Annotated in this window: 10 protein-coding genes, 1 tRNA gene and 1 pseudogene; 8 read left to right on the top strand and 4 right to left on the bottom strand. The window is 70.0% G+C overall.

Annotation, left to right across the window (positions count from 1 at the left end; translation table 11 throughout):
- Nucleotides 1-270: 270 nt before the first annotated feature.
- A pseudogene (locus E0H45_RS27555) lies at nt 271-7,971 on the bottom strand (acyltransferase domain-containing protein); the annotation flags it as partial.
- A gap of 510 nt (nt 7,972-8,481) precedes the next feature.
- Between E0H45_RS27555 and E0H45_RS27560 the strand changes: the two are divergent.
- From E0H45_RS27560 to E0H45_RS27570, 3 genes are all read left to right on the top strand, one after another.
- Nucleotides 8,482-9,585, top strand: a complete 1,104-nt coding sequence (locus E0H45_RS27560) for a serine hydrolase domain-containing protein (RefSeq protein ID WP_131342624.1) — start codon at nt 8,482-8,484, stop codon at nt 9,583-9,585.
- 190 nt (nt 9,586-9,775) lie between these two features.
- Entirely contained in the window at nt 9,776-9,961 is a 186-nt protein-coding gene (locus tag E0H45_RS27565) for a hypothetical protein (RefSeq protein ID WP_131342626.1), read from the top strand.
- 82 nt (nt 9,962-10,043) lie between these two features.
- Nucleotides 10,044-10,120, top strand: a tRNA-Val gene (locus tag E0H45_RS27570).
- Between the two features lie 31 nt (nt 10,121-10,151).
- On the opposite strand, the gene E0H45_RS27575 is transcribed toward E0H45_RS27570, so the two are convergent.
- Both E0H45_RS27575 and E0H45_RS27580 read right to left on the bottom strand, forming a co-directional pair.
- Nucleotides 10,152-10,610, bottom strand: coding sequence for a peroxiredoxin (locus tag E0H45_RS27575; protein ID WP_131342628.1), 459 nt, complete (start codon nt 10,608-10,610; stop codon nt 10,152-10,154).
- Nucleotides 10,607-11,050 (bottom strand): DUF3052 domain-containing protein, encoded by a 444-nt coding sequence (locus E0H45_RS27580; protein ID WP_130380525.1) that lies wholly within the window; start codon nt 11,048-11,050, stop codon nt 10,607-10,609. Before E0H45_RS27580 ends, E0H45_RS27575 begins: the two co-directional genes overlap by 4 nt.
- Nucleotides 11,051-11,358: 308 nt before the next feature.
- Here E0H45_RS27580 and aceE point away from each other — a divergent pair, with 308 nt between their 5' ends.
- The 5 genes from aceE to E0H45_RS27605 all read left to right on the top strand — a co-directional run bounded on the left by aceE (nt 11,359) and on the right by E0H45_RS27605 (nt 18,816).
- Complete coding sequence (gene aceE, locus E0H45_RS27585) at nt 11,359-14,088, top strand: pyruvate dehydrogenase (acetyl-transferring), homodimeric type (RefSeq protein ID WP_238155404.1); 2,730 nt, start codon at nt 11,359-11,361, stop codon at nt 14,086-14,088.
- Between the two features lie 115 nt (nt 14,089-14,203).
- Nucleotides 14,204-15,679, top strand: coding sequence for a peptide MFS transporter (locus E0H45_RS27590; RefSeq protein ID WP_131342632.1), 1,476 nt, complete (start codon nt 14,204-14,206; stop codon nt 15,677-15,679).
- A gap of 69 nt (nt 15,680-15,748) precedes the next feature.
- On the top strand, nt 15,749-16,045 hold the full coding sequence (locus E0H45_RS27595; protein ID WP_131342634.1) for a hypothetical protein: 297 nt from the start codon (nt 15,749-15,751) through the stop codon (nt 16,043-16,045).
- Nucleotides 16,042-17,127, top strand: coding sequence for a flavin-containing monooxygenase (locus tag E0H45_RS27600; RefSeq protein ID WP_131342635.1), 1,086 nt, complete (start codon nt 16,042-16,044; stop codon nt 17,125-17,127). Before E0H45_RS27595 ends, E0H45_RS27600 begins: the two co-directional genes overlap by 4 nt.
- Nucleotides 17,128-17,178: 51 nt before the next feature.
- On the top strand, nt 17,179-18,816 hold the full coding sequence (locus E0H45_RS27605; protein ID WP_131342637.1) for a helix-turn-helix transcriptional regulator: 1,638 nt from the start codon (nt 17,179-17,181) through the stop codon (nt 18,814-18,816).
- Here E0H45_RS27605 and E0H45_RS27610 read toward each other — a convergent pair.
- On the bottom strand, nt 18,801-20,297 hold the full coding sequence (locus E0H45_RS27610; protein ID WP_131342639.1) for an FAD-dependent monooxygenase: 1,497 nt from the start codon (nt 20,295-20,297) through the stop codon (nt 18,801-18,803). The genes E0H45_RS27605 and E0H45_RS27610 overlap by 16 nt on opposite strands.
- Nucleotides 20,298-20,324: the final 27 nt, after the last annotated feature.

Here is a 20,324-nt window from a genome sequence, read left to right on the forward strand (position 1 = left end):
GAGCTGGCCGGCTACCCGAAGCTGCTGCGACATGAGTGCCGCCATACCGCTACCGGGCAGCTCTGCCTCGCTGGTCGCGGCCGCGGCCTCGTCGACCTTCGCCGCCAGCTCCGCGAGTCCCGATCCGAGAACGGCCAACGCCGCCCGCGCATCCCGGGCCGGCTCCTCCTCCGACGTCGCCTCCTCGGCGACCTGCTCGACTGGGGCCTCTTTCGGCGGCTCGACGGCTTCGACCGGCTCGGCCGTCTGCACCGCGACAGCAGTCGCGAGCTTGTGCGGTGTGGTGTACGAGAGGAACAGGTCGTCCGGCGCCAGCTCGGCCTCGAACCGGCTCTTGAGCTCGTCGATCACCGGCGCCATCGACGCCGGCGTGGCCCCGAGCTCGGCGAACGTATGGTCGACCGTGAGGTCGTACGGGTCGAGGTTGTGCACCTCGCAGGTCAGGTCGAGGACGACGTCCAGCGACTCGCGGTACCGCTCCGCGGACATCTCGTCGCCGGACAGGGACCCGGCCTGCGCCAAGTAGTCCGCGTCGATCTGGTGCGTCTCGGCCGGCAACGCGAACGGCGACCGCTCGGACTCGTCGACCGGCTCGACCGGCTCGCTCGCCACCGGCTCCGGCGGGTCCAGCGGGATCCGCTTCACTGCGGCACTCGACGGCGGCTCGAAGACGACGGCTTGTGCACGCGCGGCCCGTTCGAACGCGTTCAGCCGCGGCGCATTGTTGTCCCCGGCAACCGCCGTACCGGGACCGGCCAGCACCGTCACCGACGGGTCGACCGGGTGGTGCACCCGACGGAACGGGTACGTCGGCAACGGGACGCGCCCACCGTCCGCGTAGACCTTCGCCCACGCGATCTCGGTGCCCTGCTCGTACAACTCAGCCAGGCCGTTCATCGTCGCGAGCACCGGGTCCTGGCCGAGGCGCTGTGCTGGAATCCACGTGCTGTTCGGCGCGATCCGGCGACCTGCGGGGCTCAGTACGGCGTCCGGCCCGAGCTCCAGGAACCGGCGGCAGCCGGCCGCCGTCACCGCCTCGACCGCGTCACCGAACAGCACCGGCTGCCGCAGCTGGCCGACCAGATAGTCGCTGTCGAGCACGGTCCCGGACTCGAGCAGATCACCCGACCAGCTCGACACCATCGGCGTCCGCAGCGGCTTCAGCGTGATCTCGCGGACGATCTCCGCGAAGTCGGCCAGTATTGGGTCAACCAACGAACTGTGGAACGCGCGGTCGACGTCCAGCCGTTGCCAGGCGACCTGCAGCTGATCGAGTTGCGCGGCGAGCTGCCCGACGATCACTTCGGATCCGGTCAGCACGAACGATTGCGGACCGTTGCCCGCAGCAACCTCCACGCCTGCGGTCCGGGCGATCTCGCGAACCCGGTCGGCGTCGGCGCGAACGGCGACCATCGCGCCGGGCACCGTGCCGCGCTGCATCAGCTCGCCACGCTTCGCGGTGAGGCGTACGCCGTCCGCCAGCGAGAGAGCGCCCGCGACGCAAAGTGCGGCGTACTCGCCGACGCTGTGACCGACGACCAGCGCGGGCTGGACGCCGAACGACTGCCAGAGGCGGGCGAGTGCGAGCTCGAACGCGAACAGTGCCGGCTGCGCGGTCTCGGTCGGCCAGACGCCTTCCGCCGTACCGGCCGGGGTGAGGAGCAGTTCGAGCAGGTTACCGCCGGTCTCCTCGTGGTAGACGCGGTCGCATTCGTCGAGGACCGAGCGGAACACGGGGAAGCGCGCGGCCAGGCCGGCGGCCATTCCGCGACGGGCGGCGCCCTGGCCGGTGAACGCGTAGCCGAGCGGGCCGGGTCCACCGCGCGGCACCTCGGTGGGCTGGGCGGAGCCGAGTGCGGCGACGAGTTCGGCCTCCGTACCGCCCGCGACCGCCATCCGGTGCCGGTGCGCCGGGCGGCCGAGCGCCGCCGTACCGGCGAGGTCGATGAGGCGGTGTCCGGTGCCGTGGCCGAGGTCGGTGCGGTACAGCTCGACGAGGTCGGCGAGGGCGTCCGGGTCGGGCGCGGACAGCGGCAGTACGACGGGGCCGTCATCGCCGCGGCGGATCTGGCGCGGGGCCTCTTCGAGGATGACGTGCGCGTTCGTGCCGCCGGCGTCGAGGGCGCTGACGCCGGCGCGGAGCGTCGTACCGCGGGACAGCAGCGGCACCGTCCACTCGCGTACCTCGGTGCCGATCACGAACGGGCTGCCGTCGAGGGCGAGCGCCGGGTTCGGGTCGGTGACGTTGATGGTCGGGACCAGCATCCGGTGCTGCAGCATCAGGATGGTCTTGATCAGGCCGGCCATGCCCGCGGCGCTGTCCAAGTGGCCGATGTTCGGCTTCACCGATCCGATTGTGCAGAACCCGACCTTGTCGGTGTGCCGGCGGAGCGCGGTCGTCAACGCCTTCACCTCGGCGGCGTCGGCGGCCGGGCTGCCGATCCCGTGCGCCTCGATATAGCTGAGCGAGTCGGCGTCGAACCCGGCGCGGTCGAGCGCGCGCTCGATCAGCTCGGTCTGGTTCCCGGCGGGCGCGTCCTCGTTGCTGACCGCCGTACCGCGAATCACGGCGTACACCGTGTCGCCGTCGGTCAGGGCCTGGTCGAGACGCTTCAGGAGTACCGCGGCGACACCGTTCCCGCCGACCGTACCGTCGGCGTCGGCGGCGAACGCGCGGATCTGACCGCTCGGCGACAGGATCGAGTTCGGCGTCGGGTGGTAGGTCGTTGCCTGCGGCACCTGTACGGCGGCAGCGCCGGCCAGGGCGAGGTCTGCGTCGCCGGATCGCAAGGCCTGGCAGGCGAGATGCACTGCGACGAGCGACGACGACGAGGCCGACTGCACGCCGATCGCGGGGCCGGTGAGGCCGAGGCGGTACGCGACCCGGGTGGCGATCGAGTCGCGGGACTGGTGCTGGCGGTTGTACAGGTTCATGCCCGAGCCCGCGAACACGCCGACGCGGCTCGTCGTACCGGCGTACCCGCCGTGCTCCAACGCCTGATGACAAACCTCGAGGAACAACCGCTGCGCCGGATCCATCAACTCGGCTTCACGATCGCTCAACCCGAAGAACTTCGCATCGAACGACTCGACGTGCTCCAGCACGCCACTGACCGCAACAACCCCGTCGCCCGACTCCCGCCGGAGGCTCTCCACACCCCCGACCAGGTTCTCCCAGAACTGCTCCACCCCTTCAGCCCCCGGGAACCGCCCAGCCACCCCCACAACCGCAACCGGCTCCACAACCCCAACCCGCGCAGGAGCAGCGGCCGCACCGCTCTCAGCCGCCACCCCGTCCTGCGCTTCGTCAGGTACGACGGCAGCCGCGACACCCCCACCGTCCTCCGCACCAGCACCGGACTCGACACCCTCAGCGTCGACACCCACCACAACAAGCGCCGCAGCCCCCACACCAGCCTGTTCCCCGGCCAGCTCCTCGGCCGCGGCGGGCTCATCCTCAGCACGATCGTCCGCATCCTCGGCCGCTCCGCTCTCACCAGCAGCGTCGTCAGCCAAATCACCTACGGCATCGCCAGCACGGCTGCCCGCGTCCTGTTCTGCGTCACCGTCATCCGCGTCGACCTCGGACGTACCCGGCGCCCCCTCGCCAACCCCTTCAGCGGAAACCGACTCGCCAACTGCCTGCTCCAGCTCGTGCGCATCGACCGGGACTACCGAACCAGCCTCACCCGGCTCGGCATCCAACGCCTCTTGATCCGCAGCCACGCCAGACTCATCGCCCGCGACCTCGTCAGCATCCGCGTCACCGACGACATCGCCGGCCCCGACCTCACTGACTACTCCGTCCGCAAAGACTTCGTAGACACGCGCTTCATCCGCACGTGCTTCATCCGCACTGACCACGTCCGCAAGACTTTCGCCGGCATCTACCTCGTGATCTGCGCCGTCGGTACGTGCGTTGACCGCGCCGACCGCGTCCCCAGCGTCCGCGTCCTCAACATCCGCGTCACCGTCTTCCGCGTCAGTGTCGGCGTCGGCGTCGGCGTCGGCGGCGGCGTCGGCGGCGGCGGCGTCGGCGGCGGCGTCGGCGGCGGCGGCGGCGGCGTCGGCGGCGGCGGCGGCGGCGTCGGTGCCTGCTGTTTCGGTGTCGGTGTGTGCGGTGTCAGTCGGTGCGGGCTTGGTCGGCTCGGAGGCGGTGTCGTCGGTCTCCGCGGCATCGGTGGCCGGCTCGACTTCGGTCGCAACGATCGTGTCTGCGGCGTCAGTCGTGTCCGCCCCAGTCATGTCCGCGTCGGTCGTGTCCGCGTCGTTTGCGGGCTCGCCGGCCTCGTCGATGTCTGCGGAGGTTGAGTCGTCCGCTGAGGTTGATTCGGCGGACTCCACCGGGTCTGCCTCAGAGTCGGTCGTCTCGTCGTGCGTGTCCGCAGTCTCGGAGGTGAGCTCCGCCGCGGACGATTCCGAAGCATCAACCTCGGCTTCCATCTCGGACGCTGCGTTCGACACGGTCTCGTCGAACGCCGTCTCGTCGGCGTCGGCGTCGACGCCGGGGTCGTCGGAGGCTCGGTCTGCATGCGTCTGGTTCTGCTCGAGGTCGGCGTCCTCGTCGGTTGTCTCTGCGTCCGATCCCGCCTGAGCGTCCCGCGGCCCCGTTGGTACATCGTCTGCGGCTGCCGCATCATCCGAGTACGCCGCAACCTCATCCGTCGAGACCTCGTCGGCCCCGTCTGACGACGTACCTGCAACAACCCCATCCTCGAACGCCGCATCCTCACCGGCGTCGGTGTCCTCAGCAGCCACATCCCCAGAAGCCGAGTCACCAGAAGCCACAAGACCAGTGGAGTCGCCCACCGACGGCTCCACAGCATCCGCCCCGTCAGCGGCATCGGTCGCGTCCACCACATCCGCGACATCCGCAGCCTCCGCAGCCTCGACCCCAGCGGCCGCCTCCGTCGCGTCAGCGGAATCGCCCGCGTCGGTCGGGTCCGTCGTCTCCAGCTCGTTCACGGTGTCGTGCGGCTCGCGGTCGGCGGACTTCTCGTCGGCGGGAGGTGTCTGGTCCTCGCGTAGTACGTCGGCGCCGACGCTCGCACCGTCGTACGACTCCTCGGCGATCGCGGACCGGCCAGCGGCCGGCTCCGCGGAGTCCTCGTCCACGGACGACGACTGATCCTCAACCGGCGCCTCGGCGCCGACAGCCGCAGCCTCGTACGACTCCGCAGCCTCCGACCGGTCGGCCGATTGCTCCGACTCGGCGGTGTCCTCGTCCACGGACGGAGTCTGATCTTCGACCGGTACGTCGGCGCTGACGGCCGCAGCGTCGTGCGACTGCTCGGCGGTCTCGGACCGGCTGGCGGTGGGCTCCGGCTCGGCGGAGTCCTCGTCCACGGGCGAGGTCTGGTCCTCGTGCGGCACGTCAGCGCTGTCGGACGTCGCGTCGTACGACTGCGCGTTGGCCTCAGACCGGTCGGCGGCGGGCGCCGGCTCAGCAGCATCCTCGTCCACCGACGCGGTGTCGTCCTCGTACAGTACGTCGGCGCTGACGGTCGCACCGTCGTACGACTCCTCGGCCTCAGACCGGTCGGCGGTCGGCTCCGGCTCGGCGGAGTCCTCGTCGACGGACGACTGGTCCTCGCCCGGTACGTCGACGCTGACGGTCGCAGCGTCGTACGACTCCGCATCCTCTGACCGGCTGGCGGTGAGCTCCGGCTCGGCGGACTTCGCGTCCGCGGGCGATGTGTGGTCTTCGTGCGGTATGTCGGCGCTGGCGGGCGCGGCGTCGTGCGGCTGCTCGGTGGTGTCCGATTGCTCGTCGGCACGCTTTTGCTCGGCGTTGGGCAGCGCAGCGTGCGGCTGCGTGGCGGGGTCCGATGCAGTGCCGGGGGCGGCGGGGGTTGACGAGTCGGTGCGTGCGGGGGCGGTCGCGGGCGGCGAGTAAGCCGCGGGGCTCGGCGGGGGCGGGGCCGTGGGACCAAGCGCAGGTGCCGTGGCGGAGGCATTCGGCGTGGGAGCTGTCGCGGCAGGGCCTTGCGCAGGTGCCGGTGCGGTGCGGGTGGGCTCGGGCGCCGGCACGGGAGGCGCGGTGGGGGCAGGTGGTGGGGTGCCTAGGGTGGGGCGTTGGGGTGGGGTGGGGATGGAGTGCTGGAGTTCGCGTTTCCAGGCGAGGCGGACTACCGGGAGTTCGGTGGTGCGTTCGGCGGCGTCCTCGTCGGCGAACGGGGTGGACTCGGGGGTGCTGGAAGGGCCTTGGCCGGTGGGGCCGGAGGCGGGGGTGGCGCCGGCTGGTTCGACGTGGGTGGTGGCGGGTTCGAGAAGGGTGCCGTCGATCCACCGTTGCTTGAGGAGCGGGCGGAGGATCTTGCCGCCGGGGGTGGTCGGGAAGTCGCGGCGCGGGACGCCGACGACCTGGGCCGGCAGGCCGAGGCGGGTCTGGATCAGGCTGCGGATCGCCTGGTCCATGCCGGGGACGGAGTCGGCGGTGAGTGCGTAGAAGACGACCAGGCGGTCGGTGCCGGATTCCTCGTCGGCGATGCCGCAGGCGGCGACCAGGCCGTGTTCGGCGCCGACGACGGTTGCGGCGACGGACTCGATGTCGTGGGCGTAGTGGAGCTTGCCGGACATGATGATGCGTTCGCTGTCCCGGCCGGTGATGACGACCTGGCCGCCGGTGATGAAGCCCTGGTCGCCGGTCGCGAGCCATTTGCGGGCCGGCCAGTTCCCGACCGGGAACGCGGTGCGGTCCGCCTCGAGGTTTCCGAGGTACCCGGGCGTCACCCGGGCCGACGCGACCTGCAGTTGGCCGATCCGGCCTTCCGGCAGTACGGCGCCGTTCGGGGCCACGATGCGCACCGTCGTACCGGGGGCCGGTGCTCCCACAGAGACCAGCGAAAGCACACCCGGCACCTCGGTGCGTGGCTTGCCCGGGCGCGCGACCGCGACCTTCCCGGACGACGGCCGCTGGTCGACCCATTCGACGACGCCGGTCGGTGGGATCCGGACGCGGTGCACGTTCGGCGTCAGACCGGGCCGCGCGAACGTGATGCCGGTGACCGTCTCGGTCATCCCCCACGCCGCCACGAACGTCTCCGGAACCACCCCGAACCGGTTCGTGACCCGCAGGAACTCCGACATCACCGGCACCGTGATCTGTTCACCGCCGCTGACCAGACTGCGCAGCGCCGAGAGATCCCAGTGCCGGTCCGGTTCGCCGGCCACCGCGGCGGTCGCGAGCCGGTACCCGAAGTTCGGCGACCACGAGTGGTTCACCCGGTGCTGCTCCATCAGGTCGAGCCAGCGCAGCGGGTTGGCCAGTACCCAGTCGGTGTTCACGTGGATGTTCGTGCAGCCGGTGAACACGGGCAGCAGGTGATAGAGCAGGAATGCGCCGCTGCGGTCCAGCGGCAGCCAGTTCAGCGTCGTCTGCCCGGGTCGTACCGGCAGCATCGCCGGCGTACCCGCGGCGAACTCGACCAGCCCGCGGTGCGTGAGCTGCACGATCTTCGGCGTACCGGTGGAGCCCGAGGACATCATCAGTACGGCGACGTCGTCCGCGGCCGGCCGGTGGAAGTCGGAGGTGGGCTCGTGCCCGGCCATCGCGTCCGGGTCGAGGACCGGAAGGCCGAGATCGTTCGGCAGGTCGGACGGGCGGCCGATCAGGACGGTCCAGCCGAGCAGGTCGGTGATCCGGCGGAGCCGTTCGCGGCCCTCCTCGGTGCGGTCGCCGCCCGGGTTCGGCGCGACCAGCAACGGGCGGATGCCGCCGAGGGTGCAGGCCCAGAACGCGGCGAAGAAGCCGACCGGCTCGGTGCAGTGCACGACCGCGGGGTCTCCGGCGCGTACGCCGTTCGCGCGCAGGCCGGCCAGGATCCGCGCGGCCAGCTCGAGCAGCGTCGGGAAGTCGAGTTTGGTCTCGCGGCCGTCCGGCCCGATCTCGACGACACCAGCGCCGCCGAAGTCGCGGGCGGCGCGGAGCAGTGCGCTCGGCAGGTCGCGGGGGTACCCGGCGGGAATCATCAACGCCGGCCCGGTGGAGATCGCCGGCCGGTCCGCACCACTTCTCACGCCGATGCCACCACCAGCTGAGACTCGGGTACGACGGGACGCACGCACACGTCGGCAAGGAGCGTAGAGGCGCCGACCAGTTGGCGACCCACGGACACGCGCCTCCCGAACTGGACGGAGCGGGTTCAGGGCAGACCCGCCTCACTTCACACCGAAAGCAGCCCCGTTTTCTGCCCGCCGGAACGATCCCGTAACCGGGCGCACCCGGTATGTCATCGTGCCGACCGACAGCCGTGAACCCTACCAGCCGCAACCCGCCCTGGAGGAGTCCGTTCTCACCAGCCGATGGTTAAGAATTGCGCGACCACCGACATGGTTCCAACGAGTGACCGCGGGTTCCGATACGGCCCGTACGAAAGCCGGTCACTCGCACCGCGTCAGCGCCGTGGCGGTCCTGTGTCAGGACTCCCCGTAATCGTGAGTGACGTCGGACAAACAGCACTCGAATGAGGAGTACGTACCATGTCGATCCAGTCCCCTGCCGTGAACAGCATCGAGCTGCAGAAGGCCGCCCAGGAGTTCGTCGACGCCGGGTTCGGCGGTCTCGAACTGCGGGTCCACGACGAGCACGGCGAGTGGGTCGGCACCGCCGGGATCCGCGAACTCGGCAGCACCGAGGAACCGCCGGTGAACGGCCAGGTCCGGGTCGGCAGCGTCACCAAGACGTTCGTCTCGACCGTGGTGTTGCAACTGGTGGCCGAGGGCAAGCTCGAGCTGGACGGCGCAGTTGCCGGCCACCTGCCGCGGTTCGAGCTGGACCCGCGGATCACGGTGCGGATGCTGCTCGAACACACCAGCGGTCTGTTCAACTACACGGGCGAGTACTACCCCGACGGCACCGTCGTCGCGGGCCTCCCGGCGACCGGCAAGGACTGGGCCGACAACCGGCTGCAGGGCTACACCCCGGACGCGCTGGTCGAGTTCGCGCTGGCCAAGCCGGCGCGGTTCGAGCCGGGCGCCGAATGGAGCTACGCGAACACCAACTACACGGTCGCCGCGCTGCTGATCGAGGCGGTCACCGGCCACACGTTCGTCGAGGAGCTGCAGACCCGCATCGTCGAGCCGCTCGGTCTGACGTGCACCGTGGAGCCGGGCGACCGGACGGACATCCCCGGGCCGCACTCGCACGGATACCTCTGTTATCAGGACGGCGACGAGTGGAAGGTCGTCGACGTCACCGAGCAGAACCCGTCGCTGCTCTTCGCCGCCGGCAGCATGCTCTCGACCACGCAGGACCTGCACAAGTTCATGTCAGCCCTGCAGAGCGGCAAGCTGCTGCCCGCCGAGTTGCTGACCGAGATGCGTACGCCGCAGCCGAAGAGCGGACCGCTCAACTACGGCCTGGGCCTGTTCGCGCAGGACACCGGCACCGAAACCATCTACCACCACAACGGCAGCGCCCCCGGTGGCTACGGCGCCCTCATGTACAGCTCCGCCGACGGCACCAAAACCCTGACCGCCGCCATCACCATGGGAGACGCCGACATCGACCTGCTCCAGATCTTCCCCCCGACCCTCGAGCGCCTGGTGAACGCGGTGTTCAGCGAGCCAAGCTCTTCCCTGTAGCCGATGGAACGCTTCGGGGTGGTTGGGGAGGATTTCTGCCCGATCCGGGTATGAAATCCTCCCCAACCTCGATCCGTCGCGGTCTCTTGCTGGTGGCTCGGGGCGGGCGCATGCTCGGGCTGACGCTACTTAGGGCCGCGACTGTGGGAGGCGGCATGGACGAGTCACGGGCTGCGGAGTGCTGGTCGCCGTGACCACGCGGATCGCCCAGCAGGCGGGTGCCCTGCCGACGTGGGCGACCTGGGTGTCCTACGCGGTTGCCGTGCTGTGCCTGGCCGGCTTCTGGAGCGGCGGCATGGCGTCCGTGGCCTTCGCGCTGTGGCTCATCGGCGCCGTCATCGGGGTGCTGCACACGGCGCGGCGGCACACCGGGTGAGATGATAAGGTCGGTCCGCTTGCTCCATAGGAGCGAAACTTCCCCGGCCCGTCGTTGGCCGGGCTTCGTTTGCCGTGGGCATGGGCTGTTAGCTCAGTTGGTTAGAGCACCTCGTTTACACCGAGGGGGTCGGGGGTTCGAGTCCCTCACAGCCCACCACAACGCGCCTCGCGCGCCCCTGGCCGGAGTTCTACGTGAGACTCGCCAGGGCCTTCGCGTAGTCGTCGGGGTTGCGGGCTTCGGGGATCGGGTTGACGACGGACCAGCGCACGATCCCGGACCGGTCCACCACGAAAGTGCCGCGGAGGGCGCAGCCGCGGTCGGGGGCGAAGACGCCGTACGACGTGGCGATGGCGCCGTGGGGCCAGAAGTCGGTGAGGAGGCTGAAGTCGAGGTGTTCGGCGTCGGCGTAGGCCCGGAGGGTGAACATCGGGTCGCACGAGATCGCCAGGAATTCGGCGGCGGCGAGCAACGACGGGCGGTCCCGTAGCGCGGCCAGTTCGCTGGTGCAGACCTGGCTGAACGCGTACGGGTAGAAAACCAGTACGACGTCCCGCCGGCCGGCGTAGTCGCTCAGCCGGATCGGTTCGCCGTACTGGTTCTGCGTCTCGAAGTCGGGGGCCCGGCTGCCGACAGCCGGGAGGCTCACCCCCGGCGGCCGGACTTCGGAACCACCAGCTTGGTGGCGGACCAGTCGTCGGTCACGCTCAGGGTGCTGGTCGTCGCCAGGCCCGCGACCGGCGCGGCCTCGGTGATGTCGCTGGTCTCGACGTAGCCGTCGCGGCCGACCTTCGGGGTCAGCAGCCAGACCACTCCACCGGCCTTGAGGTCGGTCAGGATGTCGAAGAACGCGTCGACCAGGTCGCCGTCGTCCTCACGGAACCAGAGCAGGACAACGTCGACGACTTCGTCGGTGTCCTCGTCGACGAAGGCTTCGCCGGTGATTTCCCGGATCGCATCGCGGAACTCGTCGTCGCAGTCATCGTCGTACCCGATCTCCTGGACGACCCAGCCGGCCTCCAGGCCGAGCCGGGAGGCCATGTTCGGCACTCCGCTCTTGCCGTCCGCGTGGTCCGCGGTCGCGCTCACGTGTCCTCCTCCGTGGTCCCCGCTTACCCGGGGGTAGGTGTCAGTAGCCTGCTGCTCAGCGATAGTCCATCGTGACGTACCGCGTCGCGCAAGTATGCACCAGGGTTCCGTGACGTGTCCGGTATGCGCGTGGCGGGTACGAGGCGTGTCCGCTGAGATCTGGTCCGGTCGGCTGGAATCGGGCCGGAAAGGAAGGCGAAGTAGAACGCATACCGAACAGGTGACAGGATTGCGATGAAGACAACCAGAGAGAACGGCAGGACACCGTGGCTTCCGGACACGAACCACCAGCCATCATCACCGAGGGGATGCCCACCCAGCTCCCCGACATCGACCCCGACGAGACACGGGAGTGGGTCGAATCGCTCGACGCGGTCCTGGACGAACGGGGCAAGGCGCGAGCGCGCTACCTGATGCTCAAGCTGATCGAGCGCGCCCGGGAGCGACAGGTCGGCGTGCCCGCACTGCGGAGCACCGACTACATCAACTCGATCCCGCCCGAGCGTGAGCCCTGGTTCCCCGGCGACGAGCACATCGAGCGCCGGATCCGCGCCTTCATCCGCTGGAACGCCGCGGTGATGGTGAGCAAGGCCAACCGCAAGGGCCTGGAGGTCGGCGGTCACATCGCCACCTACCAGTCGGCCGCCAGCCTGTACGAGGTTGGCTTCAACCACTTCTTCCGTGGCAAGGACCACCCCGGCGGCGGCGACCAGATCTTCATCCAGGGTCACGCCTCCCCCGGGATGTACGCGCGTGCCTTCCTCGAGGGCCGGCTGACGACCGACGACCTGGACGGCTTCCGCCAGGAGGTGTCGCGCGGCCCGCACAAGGGCCTGTCGTCGTACCCGCACCCGCGGCTGATGCCGGACTTCTGGGAGTTTCCGACCGTCTCGATGGGTCTGGCCGCGCTGAACTCGATCTACCAGGCGCGCTTCAACCGGTACCTGCACCACCGCGGTATCAAGGACACCAGCCAGCAACACGTCTGGGCGTTCCTCGGTGACGGCGAGATGGGTGAGCCGGAGTCGCTCGGCGCGATCGGCCTGGCCGCGCGCGAGGAGCTCGACAACCTCACCTTCGTCATCAACTGCAACCTGCAGCAGCTGGACGGACCGGTCCGCGGCAACGGCAAGGTCATCCAGGAGCTGGAGGCGTTCTTCCGCGGCGCCGGCTGGAACGTCATCAAGGTGATCTGGGGCCGCGAGTGGGACAACCTGCTGGCCCAGGACCACGACGGCGCGCTGGTGAACAAGATGAACACCACGCCCGACGGTCAGTTCCAGACGTACTCCGTCGAGTCCGGTGAGTACATCCGGAACAACTTCTTCGGCGGCGACCAGCGGCTCCAGCAGATGGTCAGCAACCTGTCCGACGAGGATCTGCGCAAGCTCCCCCGCGGCGGTCACGACTACCGCAAGGTGTACGCCGCGTTCAAGAGCGCGACCGAGCACGTCGGGCAGCCGACCGTGATCCTGGCCCAGACCATCAAGGGCTGGACGATCGAGGCGCTGGAGGGCCGCAACGCGACCCACCAGATGAAGAAGCTGACCTCGGACGACCTGAAGGCGTTCCGGGACCGGCTGTACCTGCCGATCGACGACTCCGCGCTCGAGGACGCCTACAACCCGCCGTACTTCCACCCCGGCACCGACTCGCCGGAGTACCAGTACATGATGGACCGGCGCAAGCAGCTCGGCGGTTCGCTGCCGCAGCGGCGGGTGGCGCCGAAGACGTCGCTCAAGCTGCCTGGTGACGACGTCTACAAGCCGTTGTCCAAGGGCAACCACCAGCCGGTCGCCACCACGATGGCGCTGGTCCGGCTGTTCCGCGACCTGATGAAGGACCCGGAGATCGGCGACCGGATCGTCCCGATCGCCCCGGACGAGTACCGCACGTTCGGGATGGACTCGATGTTCCCGACGGCCAAGATCTACAACCCGCACGGTCAGACCTACGAGGCCGTCGACCGCAACCTGCTGCTGTCCTACAAGGAGTCCGAGCAGGGCCAGCTGCTGCACGAGGGCATCAGCGAGGCCGGCGCGATGGGCTCGATGATCGCGGCCGGTACGGCGTACGCGACGCACGGCGAGCCGATGATCCCGTTCTACATCTTCTACTCGATGTTCGGGTTCCAGCGGACCGGTGACTCGCTCTGGGCGTTCGGCGACCAGCTCGGCCGGGGCTTCCTGGTCGGCGCGACGGCCGGCCGTACGACGCTGACCGGTGAGGGACTGCAGCACGCGGACGGTCACTCGCCGCTGCTCGCCTCCACCAACCCGGCGGCGGTGCACTACGACCCGGGCTTCGCCTACGAGGTTGCGTACATCGTCAAGGACGGCCTGCGCCGGATGTACGGGTACGGCCTGGACAAGGACAAGCCGTTCGGTGAGGACGTCTTCTACTACCTCACCGTGTACAACGAGCCTGTCTTCCAGCCGGCGGAGCCGGAGAACCTCGACGTCGCGGGGCTGCTCAAGGGCATGTACCGCTTCGACGAGTACCAGACCGCCGAGGGTGACGACGTACCGCGGGTGCAGCTGCTCGGGTCCGGTGTCGCGCTGCCGTGGGTGCGGAAGGCCCAGCAGATCCTCGCGGAGGAGTACTCCGTGGCCGCGGACATCTGGTCCGTGACCTCGTGGAACGAACTGCGCCGGGACGCCGTCGCCGCCGAGCAGCACAACCTGCTGCACCCGGAGGAGCCGGAGCAGGTGCCGTTCATCACCGAGCAGCTGAAGGACACCAAGGGTCCGGTCGTTGCGGTCAGCGACTTCATGCGCGCGGTGCAGGACCAGATCTCCCGCTGGGTGCCGAACGACTACACGTCGCTCGGGACCGACGGCTGGGGCCTGGCCGACACCCGGGCCGCGGCCCGGCGCCACTTCCACGTGGACGCCGAGTCGATCGTCGTCGCCACGCTGGAGATCCTCGCCAAGCGCGGTGACGTGAAGCCGGAGGTCGCCGCCGAGGCGGCCCGCAAGTACCGCATCGACGACCCGACCGCGGTCGCCGGCGTCAAGCAGGAGGGCGCCGGGGCCTGACCCCGGTCCACCCGTCAACGGGCCGCTCACCCCACCGGGGTGGGCGGCCCGCTGCGTTGCCTTCGGTTTGCTACGGTCGGCGCTGAGTGTTGTCGACCACGGGGAGTAGTTGAGCGTGTCCGGAACGCAACAGGACGTTGCCGAGGAGAAGACATTCTTCGGGCATCCGCGTGGGTTGATGACGCTGTTCACCACCGAACTGTGGGAGCGGTTCAGCTACTACGGGATGCGGGCGATCCTGCTGCTGTACCTGACCGACCAGGCGCACGGTCTCGGTCTGGGTGAGTCGCTCGGGCAGGCTGTGGTGTCGATCTACGGCGCCTCGGTGTACCTGCTCTCGGTGCTCGGCGGCTGGTTCGCGGACCGCGTCTTCGGCGCCCGTCGCACCGTCCTGTACGGCGGTACCGTGATCGTCGCCGGCCATCTGTGTCTCGCGCTGCCGTCGACCGGTCCGGCGTACGCCGGGATCGCGCTGGTTGCCCTCGGCACCGGACTGCTGAAGCCGAACGTGTCGACGATGGTCGGCACGCTCTACGAGCAAGGTGATGCGCGGCGGGACTCGGCGTTCTCGATCTTCTACATGGGGATCAACATCGGGTCGTTCTCGGCGCCGTTCGTGGTCGGGTTCCTGCGTCGCGAGTTCGGGTTCCACGTCGCGTTCGCGGCGGCCGCGGTCGGGATGACACTCGCGCTGGTCGCGTACCTGCTCGGCCGGCGCACCCTGCACGGCCGCGGTGACACCCCGCCGAACCCGCTGACCGCCGCCGACCGGCCGACGATGATCAAGGTCTCCGCCGCGGTCCTCGCGCTGCTCGCGGTGGTGTTCGCCTGGTCGGCCTGGCGATCCGGCGGCGTCGGCCCGAGGCCGGTCGTGGACGCGATATCGTACGTGTGCTTCCTGGCGCCGATCGCGTACTTCGTGATGCTGCTGCGGAGCCCGCTGGTCACACCGGTCGAACGGCAGCGGGTCCGTGCGTACATCCCGTTGTTCATCGCGGCGATGCTGTTCTTCATGCTGTTCGAACAGGCCGCGACCACGCTGACGACGTTCGCCGCCGACCGGACGCAGCTGGAGCTGTTCGGCGTGGAGATCTCGCCGGAGTTCTTCCAGTCGGTGAACCCGTTCTCGATCATCGTGCTGGCGCCGGTGTTCGCGGTGATCTGGATCCGGCTCGGCGACCGCGGGCCGTCGATCGGGCAGAAGTTCGCGACCGGGCTGCTGCTGGCCGGCCTCTCGTTCGCGGTGATGGCGCTCGCCTCGTCGGTTGCCGGGGACAACCTTGCGTCACCGCTGTGGCTGGTCGCCGTGTACGTGATCCAGACGCTCGGCGAGCTGTTCCTCTCCCCCGTCGGCCTGGCCGCGACGACGGTCCTGGCGCCGCGGGCGTTCCTCAGCCAGATGATGGCGCTGTGGTTCCTGGCCCCGGCCGCGGGTCAGGCGATCACCGCCCAGCTCGTGCAGGCGACCGAGGACGCGTCGGACACCGCGTACTTCGGTGGCCTCGCGGTCGTGACGATCGTGGTCGCGTTCGTCGTCTTCGCGCTGGCGCCGTGGATCCGGCGGCACACCGACGTACGAGAAACGTCGTAGTCGCGCCGTTCGCGAGTTGCGCATTCCGTCCGACGCGGACGGCGGCCCGGCAGACCTAGCGTCAGTGACATGACTGGCGCAAGCGTTGCTCTTCTCGCGGGGACGATGTCCACCATCCTCTTCGCGTCGAGCGCGCTGCCGATGGTGATCCGGGCGATCCGGACCCGCGACCTCGCGTCGTACAGCCCGGCCAACCTGGTGCTGGCCAACGTCGGCAACGCCGTCCACTGCATCTACGTGGTGCACCTGCCGCCGGGACCGATCTGGTTCCTGCACGGCTTCTACGTCGTGACGTCCGCGCTGATGTTGCTGTGGTGGCTGCGCTTCCACGCTCCCCGGCGCGAAGTCAGGGAGGTTCTTTCATGAACACCATCATCATCGGCGCCGGCCAGGCCGGCCTCGCCACCGGCCACCACCTGCAACGGCTCGGGGAGCCGTTCACCATCCTCGACGGCAACGCCGTTGTCGGCGACCAGTGGCGCTCGCACTGGGACAGTCTGCGGCTCTACTCCCCCGCGAAGTACGACGGGCTTCCCGGCCTCCCGTTCCCGGGCGATCCGTGGCACTACCCGGGCAAGGACGAGGTGGCCGACTACCTCGCGTCGTACGCCGCTCACTTCGCGCTGCCGATCCGGCACAACACCCGGGTCGACCGGCTCGAACGCCGCGACGACCGGTGGATCGTCACCGTCGGGCGCGAGGAGCTCACAGCCGACAACATCGTCGTCGCGACCGGCACCTTCGGGCGTACGCCGTACCTCCCGGACTATGCGGTCGACCTGGACCCGGCGATCCGGCAGCTGCACTCGTCGGAGTACCAGCGGCCGGCGCAGCTCAAGGACGGGCCGGTGCTGGTCGTCGGCGGATCGCACTCCGGTACGGACGTCGCGTACGAGGTCGCCGAGACGCACGCGACCGTGCTGTGCGGCCGCGACCCGGGGCAGATGCCGTTCAAGCCCGGACGTCCGGGGCAGAAGCTGTTCTGGCCGATCTTCCTGTTCGTCGGACGGCACGTCGTCACCCGCCGCTCGCCGATCGGCAAGGTCGCGATGAAGGACCTGCGGTTCCACGGTGGCCCGATGATCCGGGTCAAGCGGGCGGACCTGCTGGCCCGCGGGGTCGAGCGGGTGGCCGACCGGGTCGTCGGCGTCCAGGACGGTCGGCCGCTGCTGGCCGACGGGCGGGTGCTGGACGTGGCGAACGTGGTCTGGGCGACCGGGTTCCAGCAGGTCTTCGACTGGATCAAGGTCCCGGTGGTCGGCGCGGACGGCTGGCCGCGGGAGTACCGCGGGGTGGCCACGGACGCACCGGGGCTGTTCTTCTGCGGGCTGTGTTTCCAGTACGCCTTCAGTTCGATGGTCCTGCCCGGGGTCGGCCGGGACGCGGCGTACGTCGCACGGCGGATCGCAGCGCGCGCCGGCGCGGACCGGAGCCTTGCCGCCGCGTGACCTGGCGGCGCATGCTCGCGAGTGAGCATGCACAGTGGTGTGGGGGCGTGAATGGGGATTGTCGACGATCTGCAGCGGGCCCGGTCGGCTTTCGAGCGGCGGGACTGGGCGGTCGCGTACGAGCGGCTCGCTGCGGTCGACCGGGAGGCGGGCGCGACCGGTCTAGGTCCGGACGAGCTGGGCACGCTGGCTACCGCCGCGTTCCTGCTCGGCGACACCGACGCCTGTATCCGGGCGCTGCAACGCGGTTACCGCCTGCAGACCGACGCCGGCAACGTGCTCGGCGCGATCCGGTTCGCGTTCTGGCTGGCCCGCGTGCTGAACGGCCGCGGTGAGGGGGCCGTCGGCAACGGCTGGGCGGCCCGCGCCGAGCGGTTGCTGGTCGACCAGCCGGAGGACGTCGTGGAGCGCGGTTACCTGCGGATCCACGACTTCTTCCGCTGCCTCGACGATGGCGACTTCCCGGGCGCGCTGGTCGTCGGAGAAGACATCGTCGCCATCGCCCGCCGGCACGGCGACTCCGATCTGCTGGCCCAAGGCCTGGTCTGCAAGGGCCGCTTGCTGCTGTACTCCGGCCGCGTGCCGGAAGGGCTCGCGCTGCTGGACGAGGCGATGGTCGGCGTCGCCGCCGGTGAGTTGTCACCGATCTTCGCGGGCAGTGTGTACTGCGCGATGATCGAGGGTTGCCAGGAAGTACTCGACTTCGGGCGGGCCTCCGCGTGGACGGCGGCGCTGACGCGCTGGTGCGACAGCCAGCCGGATCTCGTGCCGTTCACCGGGCAGTGCGCCGTCCACCGCGGCCAGATCCTGCGGCTGCATGCGGCGTACCCGGAGGCGCTCGCGGAGTTCGAGGACGCATGCCGGCGGTACGAGGCGTCCGGGTCGGATGTCGCGGCAGGGCTGGCGTTGGGCGAGCGGGGCGACGTACTGCGGATTCGGGGCGACTTCGCGGCGGCGGATGCGTCGTACGACGAAGCGGCCGGGTTCGGGTACGAGGCGCAGCCCGGGCGGGCGCTGTTGATGGTTGCGCGCGGGCGCGTCCCGGGCGCGGTTGCCGCCGTACGTCGGCTGCTCGCGGAGACGGGTGATCCGGTCCATCGGTCGCGGATGCTGGCGGGTGCGGTCGAGGTGCTGCTCGCCGGTGATGCGCTGGCCGAGGCAGTGGCCGCTGCGGACGAGTTGGACACGATCGCGAATCGCTTCGGGTGCGCGGGGTTGCGGGCGGCGGCGGCGTACTGCTCGGCCTTGGTGGCGTTGGCGGACGACGATCCCGACCGGGCGCTGCCGCACGCCCGGACGGCGGCCCGGTTGTGGGGTGAGCTGCGAGCGCCGTACGAGCTGGCGCGCGCGAAGGTGCTCGTCGGGCGGGCGGTCCGGTTGCTCGGTGACGACGACTCGGCGTCGGCCGAGCTGACCGCGGCCTGCCGCAGCTTCGCCGAGGTCGGCGCGGAACCGGCCCGCCAGGGCGTCGAGCGGCTGATCGGTCGCAGTCCCGCGGGCGGGCTGACCGGGCGCGAGCTGGACGTTCTACGGTTGGTTGCGGTGGGCAACAGCAACGCCGAGATCGCGGAGCGGCTGGTGCTGAGCGACAAGACCGTCGCCCGGCACCTCACCAACATCTTCGCGAAGCTCGACGTACCGTCCCGGACCGCGGCCGTGGCGTACGCCCGCGATCACGACCTGCTCTGAGCCCCCCAGGTCGACAACGCTTCGTCCAGTCCCGTCACGGTGCCGTCCGCGGCGGCCCAGGCGACGTACCCGTCCGGCCGGATCAGTACGCCGGTGAGGTCGCCGTCGTACTTCGTGGTCAGCACGCGCACCCGCCCGGACGCGACGTCGCGCAACTCCTCCGAGCCGGACAGGTCCACCAGCAACGCCTTGCCATCGAACAGGTGCTCCCCCAGCCGCGTGCCGTCTGCGAACTTGAAGTCCGGCGCACCCGAGCCGACCAGCTCGTGCGCGCCCTCGATCGGGTAGCGATGCAGGACACCGGACAACTTCTTCGCGAGGTACGTCGTACCGCCCGCCGTCTCGAGCAGATCCTTGACCACACTGCGCAACGCCGAAGTCCGGAAATCCGTGCGCATCAAGGCGATCTGGGCACGCGTCCAGTCCAGAACCCACTCGCCGACCGGGTGCCGTTCGGTTGTGTAGGTGTCGAGCAGACCCGCTGGCGCAGTGCCCTGGATCGTCGCGGCCAGCTTCCAGCCGAGGTTGACGGCGTCGCCGATCCCGAGGTTCAGGCCCTGCCCGCCGAACGGTGAGTGCACGTGTGCCGCGTCCCCGGCGAGCAGCACACGTCCCTTGCGGTACGTCGTGGCCTGCCGCGCGTTGTCGGTGAACCTGGTCGCCGACAGCAGGCGGGTGACCGTGACGTCGACGCCGGTGACCCGCCGCAGGCTGCCCTGGATCTCCTCCGCGGTGATCGGTGCGTCGCGATCCTCCGGCGGGCCGTCGAACTCGACGGTCAGCACCCGGCCCGGGACCGGTCCGTGCGCGTAGAGCCCGGTCGGGGTGTAGTTCCAGCTGCGGCGTAGTCCCTCGGCGCCCTCGAGCTCCACGATCGCCTGCCGGCCCGTGATCGCCGGCTCGGTACCGGGGAAGTCGAACCCGGCCAGCTTGCGCACCAGGCTGCGGCCGCCGTCAGAGCCGACCAACCAGCCCGCCCGCACCTCGCCGTCGCTCAGCTGGACGGTCACGCCCTCGTCGTCGGCGTCGAAGCCGGTGACCTCGGCCCCGCGCCGGATCTCCACGCCCAGCTCGGTGGCCCGCGCGCCCAGCACGGACTCGATCGCCTGCTGCCCGACCGCGACGACCGATACCGCGGGACCGGCGTCGCGGAAGTCCGGATCCGCGAAATCCACACCGGCGGAGCTGACCATGATCCCGGCGAAGTGCCCGGCCGGCGGCGGGCCGCTCGGCGCCTTCCCGCCCCGGAACGCCTTCATCTGCTCGTACGCCAGCCGCTGGTGCTCCTGCAGCGCCGGCAGCATGCCGCGCCGGTACAACGCCTCGGCGGTCGGCACGTTGATCGAGCCGGCCTTGATCGTCGGGTCGATCTCGAGCAGCCGCTCGACGACCAGTACGTCGACTCCGGCCAGTGCGAGCTCGCAGGCCAGCATCAGTCCGACCGGTCCGCCGCCGGCGATCACCACGTCCTTGTTGTCCATGCCGAGAATCTTAGACCGGGTATAAAA

It is taken from the genome of Kribbella soli (assembly GCF_004331345.1).
In the GTDB taxonomy this organism is placed as follows: Bacteria; Actinomycetota; Actinomycetes; order Propionibacteriales; family Kribbellaceae; genus Kribbella; species Kribbella soli.

Bases quoted from the DNA above. Each gene is read 5' to 3' on its own strand.
- E0H45_RS27560 (WP_131342624.1), top strand. From the start codon at position 8,482: ATGTCGATCCAGTCCCCTGCCGTGAACAGCATCGAGCTGCAGAAGGCC.
- aceE (WP_238155404.1), top strand. From the start codon at position 11,359: ATGCCCACCCAGCTCCCCGACATCGACCCCGACGAGACACGGGAGTGG.
- E0H45_RS27595 (WP_131342634.1), top strand. From the start codon at position 15,749: ATGACTGGCGCAAGCGTTGCTCTTCTCGCGGGGACGATGTCCACCATC.
- E0H45_RS27600 (WP_131342635.1), top strand. From the start codon at position 16,042: ATGAACACCATCATCATCGGCGCCGGCCAGGCCGGCCTCGCCACCGGC.
- E0H45_RS27605 (WP_131342637.1), top strand. From the start codon at position 17,179: ATGGGGATTGTCGACGATCTGCAGCGGGCCCGGTCGGCTTTCGAGCGG.
- E0H45_RS27610 (WP_131342639.1), bottom strand. From the start codon at position 20,297: ATGGACAACAAGGACGTGGTGATCGCCGGCGGCGGACCGGTCGGACTG.